Here is a 19036-nt window from a genome sequence, read left to right on the forward strand (position 1 = left end):
GCAGTCTTCTCTTTTTCACCTATTATATGTCTTATCATATGTGATTTTACTTTGAAAGGTTCCATTTTCCCCTTTAAAAACATAGGAAATAGCACCTTGCTTGTCCGTGCGCCATATCGCACTCCCCATCTTCTCCAAACGTTCTATCACTTCTTTATGCGGGTGTCCATATCTATTCTGCTTACCAACAGATATAATCGCTACACGGGGCTGTATAACGTTCAAAAAAGACTCTATAGATGACGTATTACTTCCATGATGAGCAACTTTTAAAACATCCACTCGCAAATCTGGATACGCAGATACTAAAAACTTCTCGCCTTCTTCTTCTAAATCGCCTGTAAATAGCCACGTCAACCCTCCAAATTTTGCCCATATTACAATTGAAGCATTATTTTCACTTTTTTCTTTTCCTTTTGGAGCTAAAACGAAAAATTCAGCTTCATTTACACTCCAACTCTCCCCTTCCCCCACTTCAGTTATTTTCATTTCCTTTTCTAATGCCTGTTTCTTTACTGCTTTTTCTAATACTGCATCTTTTCCCTTTCGGCCAAATACCACTTCTTTTACAGGTATATATGATAATAATTCTTGCGCAGCACCTATATGATCTGCATCTCCATGCGTTATGATTAATTTATCAATTGTTTTAATACCTTCTTTTTGTAAATAGGGTATTAAAACATCATTTCCAACAGAAAATTCATGCTTTTTTTGTTGCCATTCTTCCTTATTCACACGAAGCGTTCCACCTGTATCAATAAGATAAACCCCTTTATCATACGGAAGGCGAATTAATATTGCATCACCTTGTCCAACATCAATAAATGTTACACTTCCGCTTCCTCTAAAATATGGATATACATAATGACACGTGCTAATAAAAAGAAATACACTTACAACTATACACACCATTTTTTTCGGCGCTCTCCTTTCCCAAACCATCAGTATACTGACAATACTCGCGCAATATACAGCTACAAGATTAAAGGGCGTTTCCCCAAAAATAAGCTGGGTAAATGGTAAACTTTCACAATAACTTAGAAAATCATTAGACATACTCAAGCCTATTGATAATACATTCGCAAATCCTTTTGCGAGAAACGGGACAATTGGCATACACAGTAAAATAATAATGCTACATGGTAATACAATGATAGATAAAAACGGAACGTATAAGAGATTGAGGAAAATGCTATATGGAGAAAAATAACCAAAGTGATATAACAAAATCGGAGTACTAACGAGCTGTGAAATGATAGAAATATAAATAGAATTTCGGATTACTCCGTTGCTACTCCCTAATAATAACGGAGCAGACAAAAGTAAAGCGAAGCTACCTACAAAAGAAAACTGAAATCCAATATTAAAAACAAGATAAGGGTCATATATAAGCATACATATAGCTGTTACACTTAAAGCATCTAAACTAGATAAACGAATCGAGCACATAAAAGCAATCAACATCAACACTCCTGCTATAGAAGCCCTTATAACAGATGGTGACGCCCCTGCTAAAACCATATACAAAGGAATACAGACGATAAGGCAAATTGTTGCTACCTCCCTCGTCGCACCACTTCTTAGCAAAATAAAATATACTATCCCCATTAACAATACAATGTGCGAACCTGAAATTGCTAACAAATGTATAAGACCAAACTGTTGATATTGCTCTTCCACTTCAAACGTCATTTGTTGTCTATCACCAAATAGTAACGCATTCATAAAAGCACCTGATTGCTCTGGAAACATTTCTGTAACTTTCGAGATTGCTTGTTGCCTCAAAAGGAGAATCCGTTGCATGAGCGACAGTGATGTTTTATAGCATTCAGAAATATATGTAGCCTCAAATGCGAAATGAATATGTTGCTTGTATAAATAATCACGGTAATTAAAACCATGAAAATTCCGAGCTGTTTGTGGTTCTTTCCTCTCACCCTCGAATACACATGATATCCCTGCGTATAATTGTTGCATTTTTTCCTTTTCCAAGGCTGATTTTATTCTATAACTTAACTGCACTATATTTTTATTGTGATCTTCAAATTGAAAAGATAGGCGATCCCCATTAACAAGCGGTGTATTTTGTACAACCCCTCTTGTAACTCCATAGGACTCTCCTAGAGACTTATTCCACCCTTGAATATAGGAAGTGTATATAGCGCTACTAAAGCACGCTACAATGCAAAAAACGAAGGTTTTACGCGAAGTGCGATATAAACAGAAGAAAACATTTAAAAAGAGGCAAAAAACCATCAATAAAAGTGACGAGGAAAAGGCAATTGCAATCCCTATTATAAACGAGATTGCAACATACCTCCGTTGTTCCTGCAACTTATACTCACTCCTTATAGCATCATTTTTGCTTTCGTGAATACATGCTGTAATTCTTCCATTGATAAACTATCTTTTTCTAAAGACGCAAATAATTCTTTTAACTCCGTATAACGTTTTTGCTCCTCCAATGCAGCAATATCATATTCTAGCGGAACGTGCTTCACTGTTACATTCGCTTGTTCAAATAACTCTATGGCGTATGGATGATTTTTATAATCCTGCGCATAATAAACCGCTGTAATACCACTTTGAATAATTGCCTTACAACATTGTAAACAAGGGAAATGCGTAACGTAAATTTCTGCTTCCTCTGTTTTCGCACCAAACTTGGCACATTGTAATAAAGCATTCATTTCAGCATGAATTGTCCGAACACAATGATTATCGATTACGTAACAACCATCATCTATACAATGTACGCCACCTTTAATCGAACCATTATATCCACCAGCAATAATTCGTTTATCGCGAACGATTGTCGCTCCTACCGCAAGCCTTGTACATGTACTACGTAACGATAGTAGATGGCTTTGCGTCATAAAATATTGATCCCATGAAATTCGTTCCATATTTTTCACCTACTTTTTTGTCTACTTGTAGTGTAGCGAAAGAAGAAAAACTTCGTCAATCTTTTACGGAATAATAATTTGATCTTTTATCTTTTCAAGAGACTTCGTACCAATCCCATCAATCTCTAATAAGTCTTCTATTTTCTGAAACGGACCATGTTCTTCTCGATATTTCAAAATACTTTCTGCCTTTCGAGAGCCAATCCCCGTAATTTTTTCCAATTGCTCTTTCGCCGCTGTATTTATTCGAATCTTGCCATCTTCCTTAGAAGAAGTAAACATCCCTTGTTCTGACTCATTTTTACTCGGTATATAAAGAAGCATTTGATCTTGTACAATTTGTGCTAAATTCACTTTTTTGATATCTACTTCTGATAAAAAACCACCAGCCTTTTGAACTGCATCCTTTACGCGATCTCCTTCCTTCATTTCATATACCCCTTCTTTACTAACCGCTCCTTTCACATCAATTATAATTGTTCTTTTCTGTTCCTTTGTATCCGATATTTTTGGTTTACCCTTTTTTTCTATCTCCTTCTCCTGCACATTCATTGTAGTAGGCGTTCGTTCTACACTCTGGTTCGTTTTCCAAAAAACAAGAAAAAGTAAAGTTCCAATAATAACTACTAAACCTAACGACTTTTTCGGAAAATCCCACATCATTTTACACCTCTAATCATAAATTTATAACATCATTCATATTGTTTAGGAGAAAGCTGTTACGAAGGAGGGATGAAACTTTGAACATAGGAATTATAGGGACAGGAAACATGGGGAATATACTAATTGATGCATTTTTAGAAACCCGTGCTGTCAAGCCTTCGTGCCTTACAATCATTAATCGGACGCCTGCCAAAGCATATCATATAAAAGAAAAATACCCTTCTGTTCATATAGCAAAAACAATCCCGGAAGTAATCGAACAATCACAACTTATTTTTATTTGTGTTAAGCCGATAGATATATACCCTATCCTAAAAAAATACGCTGAACATTTTTCTGATGAAACGTGCTTAGTTTCTATTACGAGTCCAATATCTCCATCACAATTAGAGACTCTCGTACCTTGCCACGTCGCGCGTATCATTCCAAGTATCACAAACCGCGCCCTCTCTGGCGCCTCACTATTTACATTTGGAGATAATTGCTCTGAAGAATGGCAACAAAAACTACTTCGTCTATTCAAAAACATTTCTACACCTCTTGTAATAGAAGAAGATATAACGCGCGTTTCATCTGATATAGCAAGTTGCGGTCCTGCTTTCTTTAGTTATTTACTACAATGCTTCATTAACGCTGCTGTAGATAAAACAAATATTACACACGAAGAGGCTACTACTTTAGTAAGTGAAATGGTCGTGGGGATGGGGAAATTACTTGAAAAAGAAATCTTCACATTACCTACCTTACAAGAAAAGGTTTGCGTGAAAGGCGGCGTTACTGGGGAAGGCATTCGGGTTTTAGAAGAACACGTTGGAGATATGTTCCATAAGTTAATCGAGCGAACACATGAAAAATTTGATGAAGATTTAGAATGCGTTGATCAGCAATTCAATAAACACACATAATAAATACGTCATTTTCATTCCAAATCCTTTTTATAAATAATTACTTTTTTACAATACATTTTCACTTCAACTACTATTCCCACACTTTACGCATACGATCTTCAGATTATGCCAGAACTAAAAATACATCTTCTTTATAAAACAAAAGCAACCTTCTCGGTTGCTTTTGTTTTATCCCGCATTAACGGCCAGTAAGATCCCCACCTTAAAACTCAGCGAAAGCAAAGAAGTTAGGAGGGGGTCGGGCTGCCCGTAAAAGCCCGATTGGTTCAACTAATAATCAGCGGGAAGCTTCGCACCCCGCTGATTAAAGTTTCACTTTATCCGTTTTTCTTCGCCATGAAGAAAATACGCTCTGTTTGTTCTGTAACTTCAAGTCGCTCAAAATCACCTGTTACACGAAGCACTGTAAAACCTGCTTCTTGAAGCCATTTCGTTAACTCTTCCACTTGATATGCACGTTGCACGTGACATTCGTCAAACCGATGGTACACATCTTCTTCCGGATCTTGAACAAAGAATGTTAAATCATGCTCTACACTATTTGATTCTTCACCAGGGAAGCAATTCCAAATAAGAGATATTTCTTCTCCATTCACTGTATACGTTTCATCTTGAAATACATGATGTATTTTATATAAAGAATGTACATCAAATAAAAACAAGCCATCTTGGCGTAAATGGTGAAATACTCTTCTAAATGTTTCTTGCACTCCATCTTCTTGCAATACATAATTTAATGAATCACAAAAGATGGTTACACAATCAAACTCACCTGGAACATCAAGCTCTCGCATGTCTTGTTGATAAAAAGGAATAAAGTATCCCTCTGCTCCCAGTTTTTGCTGAGCGACTGTTAACATTTCTTCTGAAAGATCGACACCTATTAAATCGTAACCCTTTTGCACAAGCGGAAGGGTTACATTACCCGTACCGCATGCTACATCAAGAATTTTTGCCTCTTTCATATCTGCTTGCTGCAGGCTTTCCTCTGTGAATTCCACCCATTTATCATAAGGGACATCATTCATTAGTTCGTCGTACAACAATGCAAATTGTTCGTATTTCATTGGCCTAGCTCTTCTGTAATATCTTCACGTGGCACATCGCCCCATAGACGCTCTAAATTATAGTGATTACGCTCATCTTTATGGAATACATGAGCAACTACATCTCCAAGATCAACTAATACCCAACGTGCTTCGTCAAAACCTTCCATACGTTGTACGTCGATTTGGAACTCATGTGCTTTTGATTTAATTTCACGTGCAATTGCTTGCACTTGTTTATCTGAATTACCGTGACAAATAATGAAATAATCTGCAATTGGTGAAATACCTTGCATATTTAGGACAACCATATCTTCTGCTCTTTTATCATCAGCTGCTTTTGCCGCTAATACTAATAAATCTTTATCGTTCATTTACTCATTTCCTCCTTGATAACTGCATTGTATGTTTGGAATGTTAATGGATAAATCGTCTGATTTTTTCCCATTAAAAATTGAATTGTTTTCTTTAACGCAAATAATAAAGCTTGATTTATATCCGTATATGCGAGTTTACGAGCCTCTTCCACACCTGGAAACTTTCGCCCTGGCTCAATGTAATCAGCTACATAAATCACTTTATCTAACATCGTCATGTTCTCATGACCACTTGTATGATATGTAATAGCTTGCAAAATTTCAGGATCCGTAATGCCTACCTCTTTTTCTACTAAGTATGCCCCAACAGGCGCATGCCACAACTCTTTATTATAGCAAAGTAAATCTTTCGGCAAATCTTCACGTTTAATAATCTCTTCCATCTCTGAAATCGCTCTACATTTCGCATAATCATGGAATATAGCTGCCATCTCTGCTTTTTTCTCGTCCACACCGTATAACTTAGCCAGCTCAATCGCTGTCTCCATTACACCAATTGTGTGTATATAACGTTTTTCATGCATTTGTTGTTTGACAATATGAAGTGCATTCTCACGATTCATACAACCCATTCCTCTCGATATATACCTGTACTTTTTCAGGAAGTAAATATTTACACGTTTTCTTCTCCTTATATCTCTCACGTAATAAAGATGAAGAAACTGCAAATTCCGGAATTTCCACTGTAGTAATCTGATACGGCGTATGCAATGTGTACCCAGGTCTCGCAACTCCAACAAACGTTACAAGATTCAGCAAAGCTTCAATGTTATACCACTTCGGTAAATACTCAACCATATCCCCACCAATAATAAAGTGAAACTGCACATCCGGATACTTCTTCGTCAATTGCATCATAGTGTCATACGTATAAGATGGGCCCTTCCTGCTTAACTCTTCTAAACAAATAGAAAAGTGTTCTTCTGCCTCAGTCGCGAGCTCTAACATATGTAAACGACTTTCTATACTTGTAATATTACGTCCTTGTTTATGTGGCGGAATCTGGTTTGGCAAGAACCATACTTCTTCCAAATCCAAAGCGTGATATACTTCATTTGCAATTAGCAAATGTCCATAGTGAGGCGGATCAAATGTACCGCCAATGATGCCAATTTTCCTCAAAAGAAACGCCCCTTCCTTTTACATACAGCAACTCTCCTTTGTTAGGAATGAAGAGAGTTGCTATTAATAAAAGTTCAATTGGTTTCGCTCTCTACATCATTACGCATCAGCGATAAAAATAGCGCATGCTAATCTTTTTATCGAGGAAGCTTAATTTGTTTATTTTCTCTTGATTCTTTGTATAAAACAATTGTGCTTCCAATTACTTGAACGATTTCAGCACGTGCACCTTTTGCAAGTTCTTCCGCAACCTCACGGCGATCAAATTCACAGTTTTGTAATACACTTACTTTAAATAACTCACGAGCTTCTAAAGTATCTGCGATTTGTTTAATCATATTTTCATTTACTCCGCCTTTTCCTACTTGAAAAATTGGTGTTAAATGATGTGCTTGTGCACGTAAAAATCTTTTTTGTTTTCCTGTTAACATATATGTTAGCCTCCAAGCTTTTCTATAACTAATTGTTTCATTCTCCCGATATTCGGTACACGTCCTGTCCACATTTCAAATGCAAGTGCTCCTTGATACACAAACATATCAATACCATTTTGAATGATTGCACCTTGCTCTTTTGCCTCACATAAAATTTTCGTTTCAAATGGATTATAAATTATATCTGATACAATCGTTCCTTTTTTTAACGAACAAATTTGTAATGGCGTATGTTCGACGTGTGGATGCATACCTATTGTTGTCGTCTGAATGATAATATCATAATTCCCTTGTTCTTCTGTCGCTTTTTCTAACGACAAAGCAACAGAATTAACATCGGCCGTACGTGCAGCAATAAGTTCTTTCGCCTTATCTACTGTACGATTGGCTACATCAATCTCTTTTACACCTACATCAGCAAGAGAAAAATAAATAGCTCGGCTAGCACCACCTGCACCAAGTAATAAAATACGTTTCCCTTGAAGTGGTTCATGACTAATTGACTGCAACGCTCGAACAAAACCAATCCCATCTGTGTTGTAGCCAATTAACCTTCCATTCTTATGCACCACTGTATTTACTGCACCGATTTTCCTTGCCAATGGGTCAATCTCATCCAAATACTCCATAATAGCAACCTTGTGCGGAGTTGTTACATTAAATCCTGAAATACCTAATGCTTTTAAACCTCTTACTGCTTCCCCTAGCACTTCCTCTTCAACAAGAAACGCATGATAATGGGCATCCATATTCAAGTGTTCAAATGCATTGTTATGCATAACGGGTGATAATGAATGTCCAATTGGATTTCCGATTACACCATATAATTGTTTCATAAATCCCTCTCCATATTAAATTAAAGATTTACGTAGTGAAACACTTACTCCTTTTGGTACGTGTGCAACAATTTTTGCTCCTGGTTCGTTCACAGTAACCCATCCTAATCCAGAGAATACAACATCCGTTTTAGGTTCACGAATATTAAATTCGTATTTCACTAGCTCAGGCATATTCGCTAATTCTTCTGGCGTTGGTGGGCTTAGTAAATCCCCAGCATGATTTTTATATAATTCATCTGCTTTCTCAAGCTTTGTACGATGAATTGTTAAGCGATTCGAGAAGTGACAAGTAAACGCACGACGACCACCACTTACATAATCAAAACGTGCCAATCCACTAAAGAATAACGTTTGTTCTTCGTTTAATTGGAATACCATCGGCTTAATTTCTTTTGTTGGTGTAATAAGCTTTAAGCTTTGCTTTCCAACATAATGGGCCATTTGGTGGTGGTTAATAATACCTGGCGTATCATATAAAGAAGATTCTTCGTCTAATGGAATATCAATTAAATCAAGGGTTGTTCCTGGGAAATGAGATGTTGTAATTACATTTTCAGTCTCATCACTAAATTCTTTAATCATACGATTAATAAATGTCGATTTCCCTACATTCGTACATCCAACAACGTAAACATCTTTGCCGCCGCGATAATACTCAATAGCATCTGCTAGTTCAGCAATTCCTTGTCCCTTCGCTGCACTAATTAAAAAGACATCTTCTGGTTTTAATCCTAGTTGCTTTGCACTATAGCGCATCCAATGCTTTACTTTATCATGTTTTACTGACTTTGGAATTAAATCAGCTTTATTTCCAACAAGTAATACTTTATTATTTCCTACGAAACGATGTAAGCCAGGTAACCAGCTACCATTAAAATCAAAAATATCTACAATTTTGACTACTAATGCATCTGATTTTCCAATTCCATTTAAAATGCGTAGGAAATCATCATCTGTTAACGATACATCTTGAATTTCATTGTAATGCTTCAAGCGAAAACAACGTTGACAAATAACTTGTTCTTTCTCTAAAGATGAGGTAGGAGCATACCCTACTTCGTTTTTATTTTCTGTTTGAATTTCTACACCGCAACCAATACATTTAATTGTTTCAGTCAAACTTTATTCCTCCCAGTTAATTAAACCTTTTTTCTTCATATTTTTCATAATTCTTCGTTCAATTTTTCGATTAAATCGCGTCACTAATCCGTCCGTTTGTGCTACCGGTACAACTAAAATTGTATGAAGCCCTACTCGGTTTCCACCAAGCACGTCAGTCAGTAACTGATCTCCAATTACTACAACTTCCTCTGCCTGTAAACGCATCTCTTGTATCGCACGCTTAAACGCTCGAACAAATGGTTTACGTGCACTATGAATAAATGGAATGCCTAATGGGTCAGCAAAATCTTTTACACGTTGCTCATTATTATTTGAAACAACCGTTACTTGGATGCCGTGCTCTTTCATTTTCAAGAACCATTTTTCAAGTTGCGGGGTTGCATTTGGACGATCCCATTCAATTAAAGTGTTATCTAAATCAGTAATAACACCTTTAATCCCACGTTTTTTTAAATCTTCTGGTTGAACATGATATACATTTTTCACATATTCATTTGGTAAAAATAGTTTCAATTTCTTTCACCTCTTTGAGGATTTTTCATAAAATTTTTCGACAACATTTTTCGATATATAACCTGTGGATAAAATTGTACACATTTTCCACATTAATTTTTCAGTTAATTTGGAATTTACTAACAAACTATACACACGTTATCCACCTAGGTATGTGGATAACCACCCGTTTGTGACTGTCATATTTTTTTGGTACATTAAATGCATCAACGAATCAATCCTTATATTATTAGGAGGTGACTCACCTTGAAAACAAAACATATGGAACAGTTATCCACTGAGTTACTCACTGAGTCTTATTATAAAGCAAAAGAACTAAAATTAAATCCCGACTTCATTTTACTTATAAAACAAGAAATCATTAGACGCTCATTAGAGGACAAGCTTGTCAAATCTTCTTGATTACATATAAAGTGAAAGCTTAATCAGCCCGTACCAATCAAACAGTTACAGGATAAATTATTGGATGCCCTGTAAAAAGAGCCATCCTACGATGGCTCTCGAATAAACAAGTACTCCCATCTAGGGGATTTCATCATTAAGTATCTTTGCCCATAACTCTTACTTACGGTTATAAAAGCTTTTCTTTATTTATGAGCTAATCGAGTAGCTATTTTTTCACCAAGACGAAGCTCTTGTCCACTCTTTAATTCCTGCACTACTTCTATCATATCTTTTTCAAACAATAACACAACTGTTGAACCAAATGTAAAGTATGCCATTTCTTCACCTTTTTGAACAGTGTCTCTCTCATGCAAAAGCTCGATACTATTAACAAACATGGCACCTACTTTTACAAGAGCCATATGCTCACCATCACTGCTTATTTCTGTAACAGAACGATAATTTTTTGACAGCGGTTCTTTCCCGTATTCCATACCAGCTGCATTTACCGGATATGATTTTCTACCGAGTACAAATCTTTCAGTCACAGAACCAGAAAGCGGACTATGAATGCGATGATAGTGACTTGGACTCAAATAAATTACCATATATGTACCGCCTGCATATCGCGTTGCACGTTCTTCATTACCTAGCATATCCACAATTGAATAGCGCTTTCCTTTAATATCAAATGTTTTTGTATCCTCAATAGGACCATGATCTGCAAAAACACCATCAACAGGACTAACGATACTCGATGCATCTGTATCAATACTACGCTTTCCTTCTTTTAGCTTACGCGTAAATAATTCATGCAATGTTCTATATTCCTTCAAGCCCTTTTCCATCTCATCTTGATTAATTTGAAAAACTTTCGCATACGATGGAATAATGATAGAACTCAAACGAGATTGTGCAAATTTACGTAATATATAAGAAGTAAAGCGACCATTTGTAAGTTCTATCATAAGTCGATATAATGTACGTCGCAAATTGCGAAACCCCCTAATCAGTCTATAACTTTAGTTTTCCCTTCTTTTCTTTCTATATCATATGTAAAATTGGTTCTTATTCCCACATATCATATAAAGCAGCCTTATTATACATACAGAAAACTAAGTATGGTATTATTCTTAAATTATTTAGCACCTTCTAATATTACAGATAGAATCCATCATTTTCAACAGTGAACATGTATTTCTTCTTAGCATAACGCGTTTTCTTTTCTTATTTACAATAAGAAAAGCAGCCCCTTTTAAAATATGGCTGCTTCTAATACACTTTACTCTTTCGCTTTTTTCTCTTTCTCTGCCCTTACAAACTCGTGGAACATCTTCATTAAAGCACGCTTTTCAATCCTTGATACGTAGCTTCTAGAAATACCAAGCGCCTTAGCGATTTCCCGCTGTGTTTTCTCCTTATCTAGCCCAAGTCCAAAACGTTTCACAATCACTTCTTTTTCTCTTTCGTCTAAAATATCGATATACTCTTTAATTTTTTCTAACTCCATACTAAGCTGAATCATATCAATTACATCTTCAGACTCTGATTTTAATATATCAATAAGCGATATTTCATTGCCCTCTTTATCTTGCCCGATCGGATCATGAAGTGAAACATCTTTTTTCGTTTTCTTTAGTACACGTAAATGCATCAAAATTTCATTTTCAATACAGCGTGCTGCATACGTCGCAAGCTTTGTTCCCTTTCCTGCAGAATAGCTCTCGATCGCTTTAATGAGCCCGATCGTACCAATTGAAATTAAATCTTCTGCATCTTCTCCTGTGTTCTCAAATTTTTTAACGATATGAGCTACAAGCCGTAAATTATGTTCAATTAAAAGATTTCTCGCTTGAGCATCACCTTGCTCCATTAACTCTAAGTACTTTCTCTCATCATCTGATGATAACGGCTGCGGGAACGCATTATTCTTTACATAAGAAACAAAGACAAACACTTCTCGAACCATATATCCAATTGCGGCGAATAGACTCAAACCTTTCACCTCCGCCAAAATAGTGGTCTTTATTATGTGTATGTAGGCGTGAGGTTGTTTGTGTCTGTACAGTTTATTTATAAAACTCAACACTTCTAACATTTAAAATATTTTATTGTTATATTATAATTAAAAGAAATTGTTATTTATATATGAATATGCTATTAAAGGGGACACTATTCATGATTACATTAGATCGATTATTAAATGTAACAATTTATTTAGGGGGATTTTTACTTTTCATTTCGTTCATTACTTTTGTTATTAAAAGAGGGCCTGATTTATTATTTTTTCAATTTGGAATTTCTTTATTTTTTGGAGCTCAAATTATAACTGGAATGAAATTTTTTCATAACTATGGTTTTTCCTTTCACTCAAAACTAGAACTACTTATCTTTATTCTCTATGTAATTGGAATTATTACATGTATACTATTTTTCTTTCACTTTCAAAATCCGTATCGAATTTTTTTATTAATTTGTAGTTGTTTATTTTTGACTGGATCCAATTATTACTTTAAAGAAACATTAAAGTTTAATAAAAAATTTCCAAAGCAACATAAAACCTTTTTAAATACACAAGAAGAAGACTCTTTTCCAAAAGAAGTTCGTAAATTTTCAGAAGACTACAATACTATAATAAAAAATGAGTTTTATGAAATACCCATGATTCCTACTGAATTACATATTACAAGCAAAACAGATTCTTCCCGTAGTACATCTTTCTTAGTTGAACTTCAAACTAACGAGAATGAAATTACTGATGACTCTGTACAATTAACTCAATCAGACCGTTTTTATGTACTGTTAAATACACCAAAAACAAAAATAGCAAGGATAGTATATGAAGGGCAGAATTTTTTCACATTTACAGTCACACTAAAGGCTCTTAATTTACAGCAAGAACCAGAAATTCATAATATGTTTTTAGAAATAGATAAACGTAGAGCGATGAATCTTCTTAATTTTGAAATTAAAGCCCATACTAAAGAATGGAAAGTAACATTTAAAAATGATAGTTCTCATTCCGATCTTCCTATCACATTTACTTTTGAAAAACGAACAGGCAAATTATAAAAATAAAAAGAGTTATTTTTATATTCTTTGAAAATAACTCTTTTTATTTTACTTACTCCAAATCTTTCTCCCAGTTTGAGCATCAATATAACGAATTTCCCGACTACAATCAAAAGGTTCTTTATGTTTTTCATCTGTCGTTTGTTTGTACAGTAGTTTGTACTTGGTTTCCTCTGCATCATGATCTAAAAACCATTCTAATTTAACTCGGATAGCCTCTCTGTATATTTCTAACGCTTTTTCTTTTGTTACTTTTGGTGTTGTTTCATATGTAAGTAATTCTTTTATAAAGTTGCTAGACTCTCCCGAGTAGTGCATCACAGCACCATTTTCTGCATTGATGTTAATCATAAATTGGTTATACTCTGCCAGAATACCATTCACATATATGGAAAAGATAAATCTTTCAATCCCATCTTCTGCTTCTTCATGTTCCTTCCAAAGTCGAAGATATTGTGTAACATCTGGAATAACATGTTCTAAAAATTGAAGTGCTTTTTGTAAACATTCTTCTCTAGACAGTATTTGTTTTGCTTCTTTATCATCTGTCAGTTTTATAAAACCAATTAATTCATTGGTTGATTTATCAATGGTAATGCCAACTAAATTATTATATTTTAACATTGGTAAATGCTTTTTAAAGAATTCATTCATTAAATATGGATTATTTTCCTCTTTCTGTGTTTGTAATTCCTCTTTCGGTACAAATTTCATCCTTATTCCATCTTCATTTTCCGTCTCAGCTACTTTTGTAAACCTTTCCTTATCCCAGTCAAATAAATCGAATACATCATCTTGTTGGCTACCCTTTTCTTGTTTTCCAACAGCCACTGTTGGCGGTAATTTATAATGATCTGGTCCAAATAAATCTTTACCTGTACTTGCATCAATAAATACATGACTAGGTTCTGGTACATACATAAGGTGGTACCCTTTTACTTCTTCTCCATTTTCATATTTACATAAAGAATGTGTTAAATCTACAAATACAAGCCTCATATCTTGTTTGGCCTTTAAGTTGTCTAAAACGATATTCGCCTCAACAATCTCACTTGGCCATAACGGTTTTTTCTCTATAGCTTTTTTTCCATTGTAATGAAAATGCACAACATTACCTGAAGGGTGCACTCGCACAACACACCCTGTATTCGGCAAGGGATAGCTATTCACTGCTTGCATATAATTTACTTCTTTCCAACCGCGCCTGTCGTCCTTAACCGTTACATATGTATAGAATTCATATCCTTCTTTTGTATATTTTTTCAAGAATGTATTTGCAATCTCTCTTGCCTTATTCTCCTCTATCGCTTCCTTACCACTTGAAAAATAATTTCCATCATCTATCCTAAATTCAATTAAATTATCAGTATGTCTATTTAATGTAATTTGTATCTGTTTCTCCTCATCATCTTTATGTCCCCACCACAATAGATGGTACGGGTCATCAACCCCTTCTTGATCATCTACAACAAGACTATATTCATCCGGAATTTCTATAATATGAGCCACTTGCTCTTTTCTCTCTTTATCTTTTTGATTCATTATTCCCCTCCTCAACATTACAATTTAAGGTAATTATAACAAACAAAACCAAATTTATTAACCAAAAAGACTAGAGATATCTCTAGTCTTCTACTTCGTTTCACGATGTAACGTTACTCGCTTTAATCGTGGACAATATTTTTTAAGTTCGATGCGCTCTGGGTTGTTTCGCTTATTTTTTTTAGAAATGTAATTACGATCACCACACTCCGTACAAGCTAATGTTATATTTACACGCATATGCAATTCTCCTTTCTTTCAAAGATCGCAACTAAAACGTAATGATTACGATTTATATATTATAAAACTTCATTCTATTTGTCAATTGCAAAAACAAGAAGATTCCATTTAGAATCCCCTTGTTTTTATAGTTAAATAAATTTTATTAAAACGATTCGTATGTAACAAACTCACTAATTGGCTTTCGATATCCTCTTGGACGAACTTTAGCCGTATCACTTTTCCCTATCGTAATCATTAAAACAGGTATTACATGCTCTGGCATATTTAACTCATCTTGTACTGCTTTTTCATCGAAACCAATCATTGGACATGTATCATAGCCATAATATTTAGCTGCGTACATAAAAGTCATCGCGCTTAATGAAGCGTTTCTAAGCGCTTCATCCTCCATGAAACGCTCTCCTTTTCCTTCATATAAGCCTTTCGTTTGCCTAATTGTATCTTCATATTCGCATTCATCAATCATTTTTAAAACTTTCATACCGAAGTAAATATTTTCGACATTTTGGTATGCTCTCTTATCACCACAAACGAGCACTACCGCTGATGCACTCGATACTTTATATTGACCGAATGCTAATTCTTTTAATCTTTCTTTTCGCTCTTGATCACGAATTACAACATAATGTGTGTGCTGCAAATTATAGCAAGATGGAGAAAGCTTAGTTAACTCAAATATTTTTTTAAAATCCTCATCAGGGATTTCTATACCTTGTATAAATTTCATCGCAGAACGTCTAGCAATTGCTAATTCTTCAAAGTTCACCATATATCCTCCTTAATAACCATAAATTTAAATATACATTAATTTATACAAATGAATAAATCAAATAAAAACACTTTACATCTGAATCATAATTAAGATTCACAGCAAAAAAGACAAAAAGCTGAAACAATTAGTTCATACGAAATTCACACGAATCTATTACTATAGAAATTGTACATAGTGAACTTATTAACAATCACGTTTATTTATATAGAATCTTACTCGAAAGGAGTTGAAAGTATGAAAACTAAATATCGCTTTATGATCTCATCATTTGCTGCTTGTGCTTATATGATTTGGTATTTAGTATAATAACGACCTCACTTGTAAATAGGAAAAGGTGTGTATATAAATGGAATATAATCAATCAACAGTTAACTACTGGAAAGCTTTTGTATTACCATATACATTTGCTTTAGAAGAGTTAAAAACTAAATTTGAAATTATGAACCGGGAAGCTCAATTTCTAGAGGATTACAACCCGTTTGAACATATAAAAACAAGACTAAAACAACCTGAAAGTATTATTAAAAAGCTAGAACGCAAAAGCTTATTACCAACAGTTGAAAACGCTCAAACACATTTACAAGATATTATTGGTATTCGTATTACATGTTGCTTCGTAGAAGATATCTATCATTTGAAAGAAGTCATTCAAAAACGCGAAGATATGGAAGTCATTGAAGTAAAAGATTATATCGCTAACCCAAAACGAAACGGATATAAAAGTTTACACATGATTATTAAATACCCTTTATCACTAAATTCTGGTACAAAAGATGTATTTGCAGAAATTCAGTTACGTACACTGGCAATGGACTTTTGGGCAAGTTTAGAACATAAACTTTATTATAAATATGAAGGGAAAATACCGGAGTATTTAAAAGATGAACTACATGATGCAGCAATGAAAGCTGAAGATCTTGATAATAAAATGGCCACAATTCGTCAAGATATTGATGATATTGAGGCATGCTCAAATCAAATTATGCTACCACTATAAAAAAAAGGTTCTCACCAATGAGAACCTTTTTTCTATAATTTTTGGGAAGTACGACTCCACACTTATTAAAGTTTCACGTTATTTTTTCTCTATCGTTCGAACCTCTTCAATCTTCCATTTATCATCTTCTTTTCCAAGAGCATACTGTACTTTCTTTTGAAGAGTGATACTGTCGTCTACTTCCTTTTCTTTCGTTTCAACAATAACATACCCTACTTTACTAACTTTCATATCTATATGTTCCAATTCAATTTTCTTATTTCCCTTTTGAAACGCGGCTTCTTTTTGTGTTTTTAAGTCTTCAGCACTAGGCATCTTCTTTGAAAATAACTCCATATGTTCTGCAAGATTCTTTTCATTCTTCGTTCGCACAAATGTATTAATAATATCTTGAATAGATTTCTCTTCTTCTTTTGTTATTTGTACCTTTTCCTCAGTTTTTTTAGTAGTAAATTTTTGTGCTACATTATTCTCTTCTTGTTGACATCCAACTAGTAATACTACAAATGCTAGAAGGAATCTTAATTTCGCAAATATTTTTTTCATATTTCCAACTCCTAAAAAGAAAAGCGAGGCAGTTCGCCTCACTTTCGCTCTTAATTATCGTCTTCCTTTATTCGGATCACCGCCACCAACAATATCAAAGACACGTTTCGCTATATTTGTATTCTCTTGAACGCCAGAGAACAAGTATTTACCTGGACCAAATGCATACACGTTCACATCTTCCCCTGTATGTCCACCTGTTGTCCAGCCTGTAACCGAGCGCTTATTGAAAATATCTTCAATTGCATTATCAATCTTTGTTACATCTTTTGACGGAGCTATATCATTTACAGCTTGAATTTCTTCTGGAGTTAATTGTAAATCAATATACTTTTTCAATGTTTCTTCTACATTTGCACCTTTTGCAATCTCATTTGCCATAAAGTCTGGTGTGCGTTTTGCAGCTTTAATTGGATCTACTTTAAAGTTATACTCGCCATTGGCACCTAAAGATAATCCACCAGTAGCGTGATCTGCCGTTGCAATAACTAACGTATTTTTATCTTTTTTCGCAAACTCAATCGCTGCTTTGAAAGCTTTTTCGAAGTCTTCCATTTCACTCATTGCACCAACAATATCATTATCATGTCCAGCCCAGTCGATTTGACTTCCTTCCACCATTAAGAAGAAACCATTTTTATTTTTGTTCAAACGCTCAATCGCTGCATTAGTCATTTCTTCTAATGAAGGTGTTTTCTCATTGCGGTCAATCATTTTATCTAATCCACCTGGTGCAAATAAACCAAGAATTTGATCATTTTTATCATTTAACAATTGATCTCGATCCGTTACATAGCTATAACCAGATTTCTTAAACTCTTCTGTAAGATTACGATCTTTTCTAACAAAGTTCTTTACGCCGCCGCCAAGCATAACATCTACTTTATGCTTCCCTTTAATTTTCTCATCAAAATAATCATTTGCAATTGCGTCCATATTTTTACGGCTAATGTCATGCGCACCGAAAGCAGCTGGTGTTGCATGTGTAATTTCAGAAGTTGCAACGAGTCCCGTTGATTTCCCTTTTTCTTTCGCTTGCTCAAGAACCGTTTTCACTTCCGCTTTATCATTATCAACTGCAATTGCAGCATTATATGTTTTAATCCCTGCTGACATAGCTGTTGCTGCCGATGCAGAGTCTGTAATATTTTCATGTTCATCTTCTGGGTATGTTTTTTGTGTTCCTACAAGATGCTTATCAAATTCTGTAGATTCCATTTCAAAGGTTTTTGGATTATCTTTCATATAACGGTGAGCCGTCATATATGAAGGGCCCATACCATCCCCAATTAATACGATAACATTTTTAATCTTTGCATTGCTTCCGTTCTCATCTGCATTAACCTCACTAGAACGAGTAAAATTCCATGTTGCTACCGAAGTAACTGCTAATGATGCCACAACTGCAAATGGCCATGCTTTTTTCACAAATTTTTTCACTGTCTTGTCCCCCTAATTAGGTTATTCATTTCCCACTATCAAATTTAATGGAAGACTATTAAGAGAAAATTAGCTGTATGTAAATTTTTTGTTAACTTATGTAAATA

22 protein-coding genes are annotated in these 19036 nt (G+C 34.7%); 4 read left to right on the forward strand and 18 right to left on the reverse strand.

The window, feature by feature from the left end; translation table 11 throughout:
• Nucleotides 1-15 precede the first annotated feature (15 nt).
• The 3 genes from C4S65_RS08050 to C4S65_RS08060 all read right to left on the reverse strand — a co-directional run bounded on the left by C4S65_RS08050 (nt 16) and on the right by C4S65_RS08060 (nt 3572).
• Nucleotides 16-2337 carry a DNA internalization-related competence protein ComEC/Rec2 gene (locus tag C4S65_RS08050; protein WP_103945180.1) on the reverse strand — a complete coding sequence of 774 codons (2322 nt, stop codon included), beginning with the start codon at nt 2335-2337 and terminating at the stop codon, nt 16-18.
• Nucleotides 2338-2351: 14 nt separating this feature from the next.
• A complete protein-coding gene (locus C4S65_RS08055; RefSeq protein WP_000439775.1) occupies nt 2352-2909 on the reverse strand; it encodes a ComE operon protein 2 in 558 nt (185 codons plus the stop codon).
• A gap of 63 nt (nt 2910-2972) precedes the next feature.
• On the reverse strand, nt 2973-3572 hold the full coding sequence (locus tag C4S65_RS08060; protein ID WP_000989920.1) for a helix-hairpin-helix domain-containing protein: 600 nt from the start codon (nt 3570-3572) through the stop codon (nt 2973-2975).
• Nucleotides 3573-3649: 77 nt separating this feature from the next.
• Between C4S65_RS08060 and comER the strand changes: the two genes are divergently transcribed.
• Nucleotides 3650-4477 carry a late competence protein ComER gene (gene comER, locus C4S65_RS08065; protein ID WP_001020554.1) on the forward strand — a complete coding sequence of 276 codons (828 nt, stop codon included), beginning with the start codon at nt 3650-3652 and terminating at the stop codon, nt 4475-4477.
• Nucleotides 4478-4797: 320 nt separating this feature from the next.
• On the opposite strand, the gene C4S65_RS08070 is transcribed toward comER, so the two are convergent.
• From C4S65_RS08070 to C4S65_RS08105, 8 genes are all read right to left on the reverse strand, one after another.
• Nucleotides 4798-5547, reverse strand: coding sequence for a class I SAM-dependent methyltransferase (locus C4S65_RS08070; protein ID WP_000873063.1), 750 nt, complete (start codon nt 5545-5547; stop codon nt 4798-4800).
• The gene (gene rsfS, locus C4S65_RS08075; RefSeq protein ID WP_000998173.1) at nt 5544-5900 is read right to left on the reverse strand and encodes a ribosome silencing factor; all 357 of its coding nucleotides are present in this window, start codon (nt 5898-5900) and stop codon (nt 5544-5546) included. Before rsfS ends, C4S65_RS08070 begins: the two co-directional genes overlap by 4 nt.
• Nucleotides 5897-6466: a bis(5'-nucleosyl)-tetraphosphatase (symmetrical) YqeK gene (gene yqeK / locus C4S65_RS08080; protein ID WP_001078472.1), complete on the reverse strand. Its 570-nt coding sequence runs from the start codon at nt 6464-6466 to the stop codon at nt 5897-5899. Before yqeK ends, rsfS begins: the two co-directional genes overlap by 4 nt.
• Nucleotides 6456-7025 carry a nicotinate-nucleotide adenylyltransferase gene (gene nadD, locus C4S65_RS08085; protein WP_001226032.1) on the reverse strand — a complete coding sequence of 190 codons (570 nt, stop codon included), beginning with the start codon at nt 7023-7025 and terminating at the stop codon, nt 6456-6458. Before nadD ends, yqeK begins: the two co-directional genes overlap by 11 nt.
• 137 nt (nt 7026-7162) lie before the next feature.
• Entirely contained in the window at nt 7163-7456 is a 294-nt protein-coding gene (yhbY, locus tag C4S65_RS08090; protein WP_000955224.1) for a ribosome assembly RNA-binding protein YhbY, read from the reverse strand.
• Nucleotides 7457-7461: 5 nt separating this feature from the next.
• Nucleotides 7462-8295, reverse strand: a complete 834-nt coding sequence (aroE, locus tag C4S65_RS08095; RefSeq protein WP_000812104.1) for a shikimate dehydrogenase — start codon at nt 8293-8295, stop codon at nt 7462-7464.
• Between the two features lie 15 nt (nt 8296-8310).
• Nucleotides 8311-9417, reverse strand: a complete 1107-nt coding sequence (yqeH, locus tag C4S65_RS08100; RefSeq protein WP_000140807.1) for a ribosome biogenesis GTPase YqeH — start codon at nt 9415-9417, stop codon at nt 8311-8313.
• Between the two features lie 3 nt (nt 9418-9420).
• Nucleotides 9421-9933 carry a YqeG family HAD IIIA-type phosphatase gene (locus C4S65_RS08105; RefSeq protein WP_000765316.1) on the reverse strand — a complete coding sequence of 171 codons (513 nt, stop codon included), beginning with the start codon at nt 9931-9933 and terminating at the stop codon, nt 9421-9423.
• A 246-nt stretch (nt 9934-10179) separates the two neighbouring features.
• Here C4S65_RS08105 and C4S65_RS08110 point away from each other — a divergent pair, with 246 nt between their 5' ends.
• Complete coding sequence (locus tag C4S65_RS08110) at nt 10180-10335, forward strand: sporulation histidine kinase inhibitor Sda (protein WP_000850094.1); 156 nt, start codon at nt 10180-10182, stop codon at nt 10333-10335.
• 185 nt (nt 10336-10520) lie between these two features.
• On the opposite strand, the gene C4S65_RS08115 is transcribed toward C4S65_RS08110, so the two are convergent.
• Nucleotides 10521-11309 carry a phosphatidylserine decarboxylase gene (locus C4S65_RS08115; protein WP_001254999.1) on the reverse strand — a complete coding sequence of 263 codons (789 nt, stop codon included), beginning with the start codon at nt 11307-11309 and terminating at the stop codon, nt 10521-10523.
• Nucleotides 11310-11599: 290 nt separating this feature from the next.
• A complete protein-coding gene (sigK, locus tag C4S65_RS08120; RefSeq protein ID WP_000051382.1) occupies nt 11600-12313 on the reverse strand; it encodes an RNA polymerase sporulation sigma factor SigK in 714 nt (237 codons plus the stop codon).
• Between the two features lie 182 nt (nt 12314-12495).
• Between sigK and C4S65_RS08125 the strand changes: the two genes are divergently transcribed.
• Nucleotides 12496-13389 carry a hypothetical protein gene (locus tag C4S65_RS08125; protein ID WP_000631113.1) on the forward strand — a complete coding sequence of 298 codons (894 nt, stop codon included), beginning with the start codon at nt 12496-12498 and terminating at the stop codon, nt 13387-13389.
• Between the two features lie 48 nt (nt 13390-13437).
• Here the strand turns inward: C4S65_RS08125 and C4S65_RS08130 are convergent, their stop codons facing one another.
• From C4S65_RS08130 to C4S65_RS08140, 3 genes are all read right to left on the reverse strand, one after another.
• Nucleotides 13438-14931 carry a YcdB/YcdC domain-containing protein gene (locus C4S65_RS08130; RefSeq protein ID WP_001072064.1) on the reverse strand — a complete coding sequence of 498 codons (1494 nt, stop codon included), beginning with the start codon at nt 14929-14931 and terminating at the stop codon, nt 13438-13440.
• Nucleotides 14932-15021: 90 nt separating this feature from the next.
• A complete protein-coding gene (gene rpmG, locus C4S65_RS08135; protein ID WP_001265617.1) occupies nt 15022-15171 on the reverse strand; it encodes a 50S ribosomal protein L33 in 150 nt (49 codons plus the stop codon).
• A 145-nt stretch (nt 15172-15316) separates the two neighbouring features.
• Nucleotides 15317-15943, reverse strand: a complete 627-nt coding sequence (locus C4S65_RS08140; RefSeq protein WP_000245981.1) for a nitroreductase family protein — start codon at nt 15941-15943, stop codon at nt 15317-15319.
• Between the two features lie 349 nt (nt 15944-16292).
• Between C4S65_RS08140 and C4S65_RS08145 the strand changes: the two genes are divergently transcribed.
• Nucleotides 16293-16943 carry a GTP pyrophosphokinase family protein gene (locus C4S65_RS08145; protein ID WP_000456230.1) on the forward strand — a complete coding sequence of 217 codons (651 nt, stop codon included), beginning with the start codon at nt 16293-16295 and terminating at the stop codon, nt 16941-16943.
• Nucleotides 16944-17021: 78 nt separating this feature from the next.
• Here C4S65_RS08145 and C4S65_RS08150 read toward each other — a convergent pair whose 3' ends face one another.
• Together C4S65_RS08150 and C4S65_RS08155 are read right to left on the reverse strand one after the other, a co-directional pair.
• Nucleotides 17022-17489 (reverse strand): hypothetical protein, encoded by a 468-nt coding sequence (locus C4S65_RS08150; protein ID WP_086407249.1) that lies wholly within the window; start codon nt 17487-17489, stop codon nt 17022-17024.
• Nucleotides 17490-17543: 54 nt separating this feature from the next.
• On the reverse strand, nt 17544-18929 hold the full coding sequence (locus tag C4S65_RS08155; RefSeq protein WP_061666282.1) for an alkaline phosphatase: 1386 nt from the start codon (nt 18927-18929) through the stop codon (nt 17544-17546).
• Nucleotides 18930-19036: the final 107 nt, after the last annotated feature.

The organism is Bacillus sp. ok061, from assembly GCF_900108285.1.
GTDB lineage: Bacteria > Bacillota > Bacilli > Bacillales > Bacillaceae_G > Bacillus_A > Bacillus_A thuringiensis_S.

Excerpts from the sequence above, each read along its gene's own strand:
- yqeK (WP_001078472.1), bottom strand. The coding sequence starts at position 6,466 with ATGAATCGTGAGAATGCACTTCATATTGTCAAACAACAAATGCATGAA.
- C4S65_RS08055 (WP_000439775.1), bottom strand. The coding sequence starts at position 2,909 with ATGGAACGAATTTCATGGGATCAATATTTTATGACGCAAAGCCATCTA.
- C4S65_RS08140 (WP_000245981.1), bottom strand. The coding sequence starts at position 15,943 with ATGGTGAACTTTGAAGAATTAGCAATTGCTAGACGTTCTGCGATGAAA.
- C4S65_RS08070 (WP_000873063.1), bottom strand. The coding sequence starts at position 5,547 with ATGAAATACGAACAATTTGCATTGTTGTACGACGAACTAATGAATGAT.
- C4S65_RS08145 (WP_000456230.1), top strand. The coding sequence starts at position 16,293 with ATGGAATATAATCAATCAACAGTTAACTACTGGAAAGCTTTTGTATTA.
- C4S65_RS08125 (WP_000631113.1), top strand. The coding sequence starts at position 12,496 with ATGATTACATTAGATCGATTATTAAATGTAACAATTTATTTAGGGGGA.
- rsfS (WP_000998173.1), bottom strand. The coding sequence starts at position 5,900 with ATGAACGATAAAGATTTATTAGTATTAGCGGCAAAAGCAGCTGATGAT.
- C4S65_RS08060 (WP_000989920.1), bottom strand. The coding sequence starts at position 3,572 with ATGATGTGGGATTTTCCGAAAAAGTCGTTAGGTTTAGTAGTTATTATT.
- C4S65_RS08130 (WP_001072064.1), bottom strand. The coding sequence starts at position 14,931 with ATGAATCAAAAAGATAAAGAGAGAAAAGAGCAAGTGGCTCATATTATA.
- C4S65_RS08150 (WP_086407249.1), bottom strand. The coding sequence starts at position 17,489 with ATGAAAAAAATATTTGCGAAATTAAGATTCCTTCTAGCATTTGTAGTA.
- rpmG (WP_001265617.1), bottom strand. The coding sequence starts at position 15,171 with ATGCGTGTAAATATAACATTAGCTTGTACGGAGTGTGGTGATCGTAAT.
- yhbY (WP_000955224.1), bottom strand. The coding sequence starts at position 7,456 with ATGTTAACAGGAAAACAAAAAAGATTTTTACGTGCACAAGCACATCAT.
- aroE (WP_000812104.1), bottom strand. The coding sequence starts at position 8,295 with ATGAAACAATTATATGGTGTAATCGGAAATCCAATTGGACATTCATTA.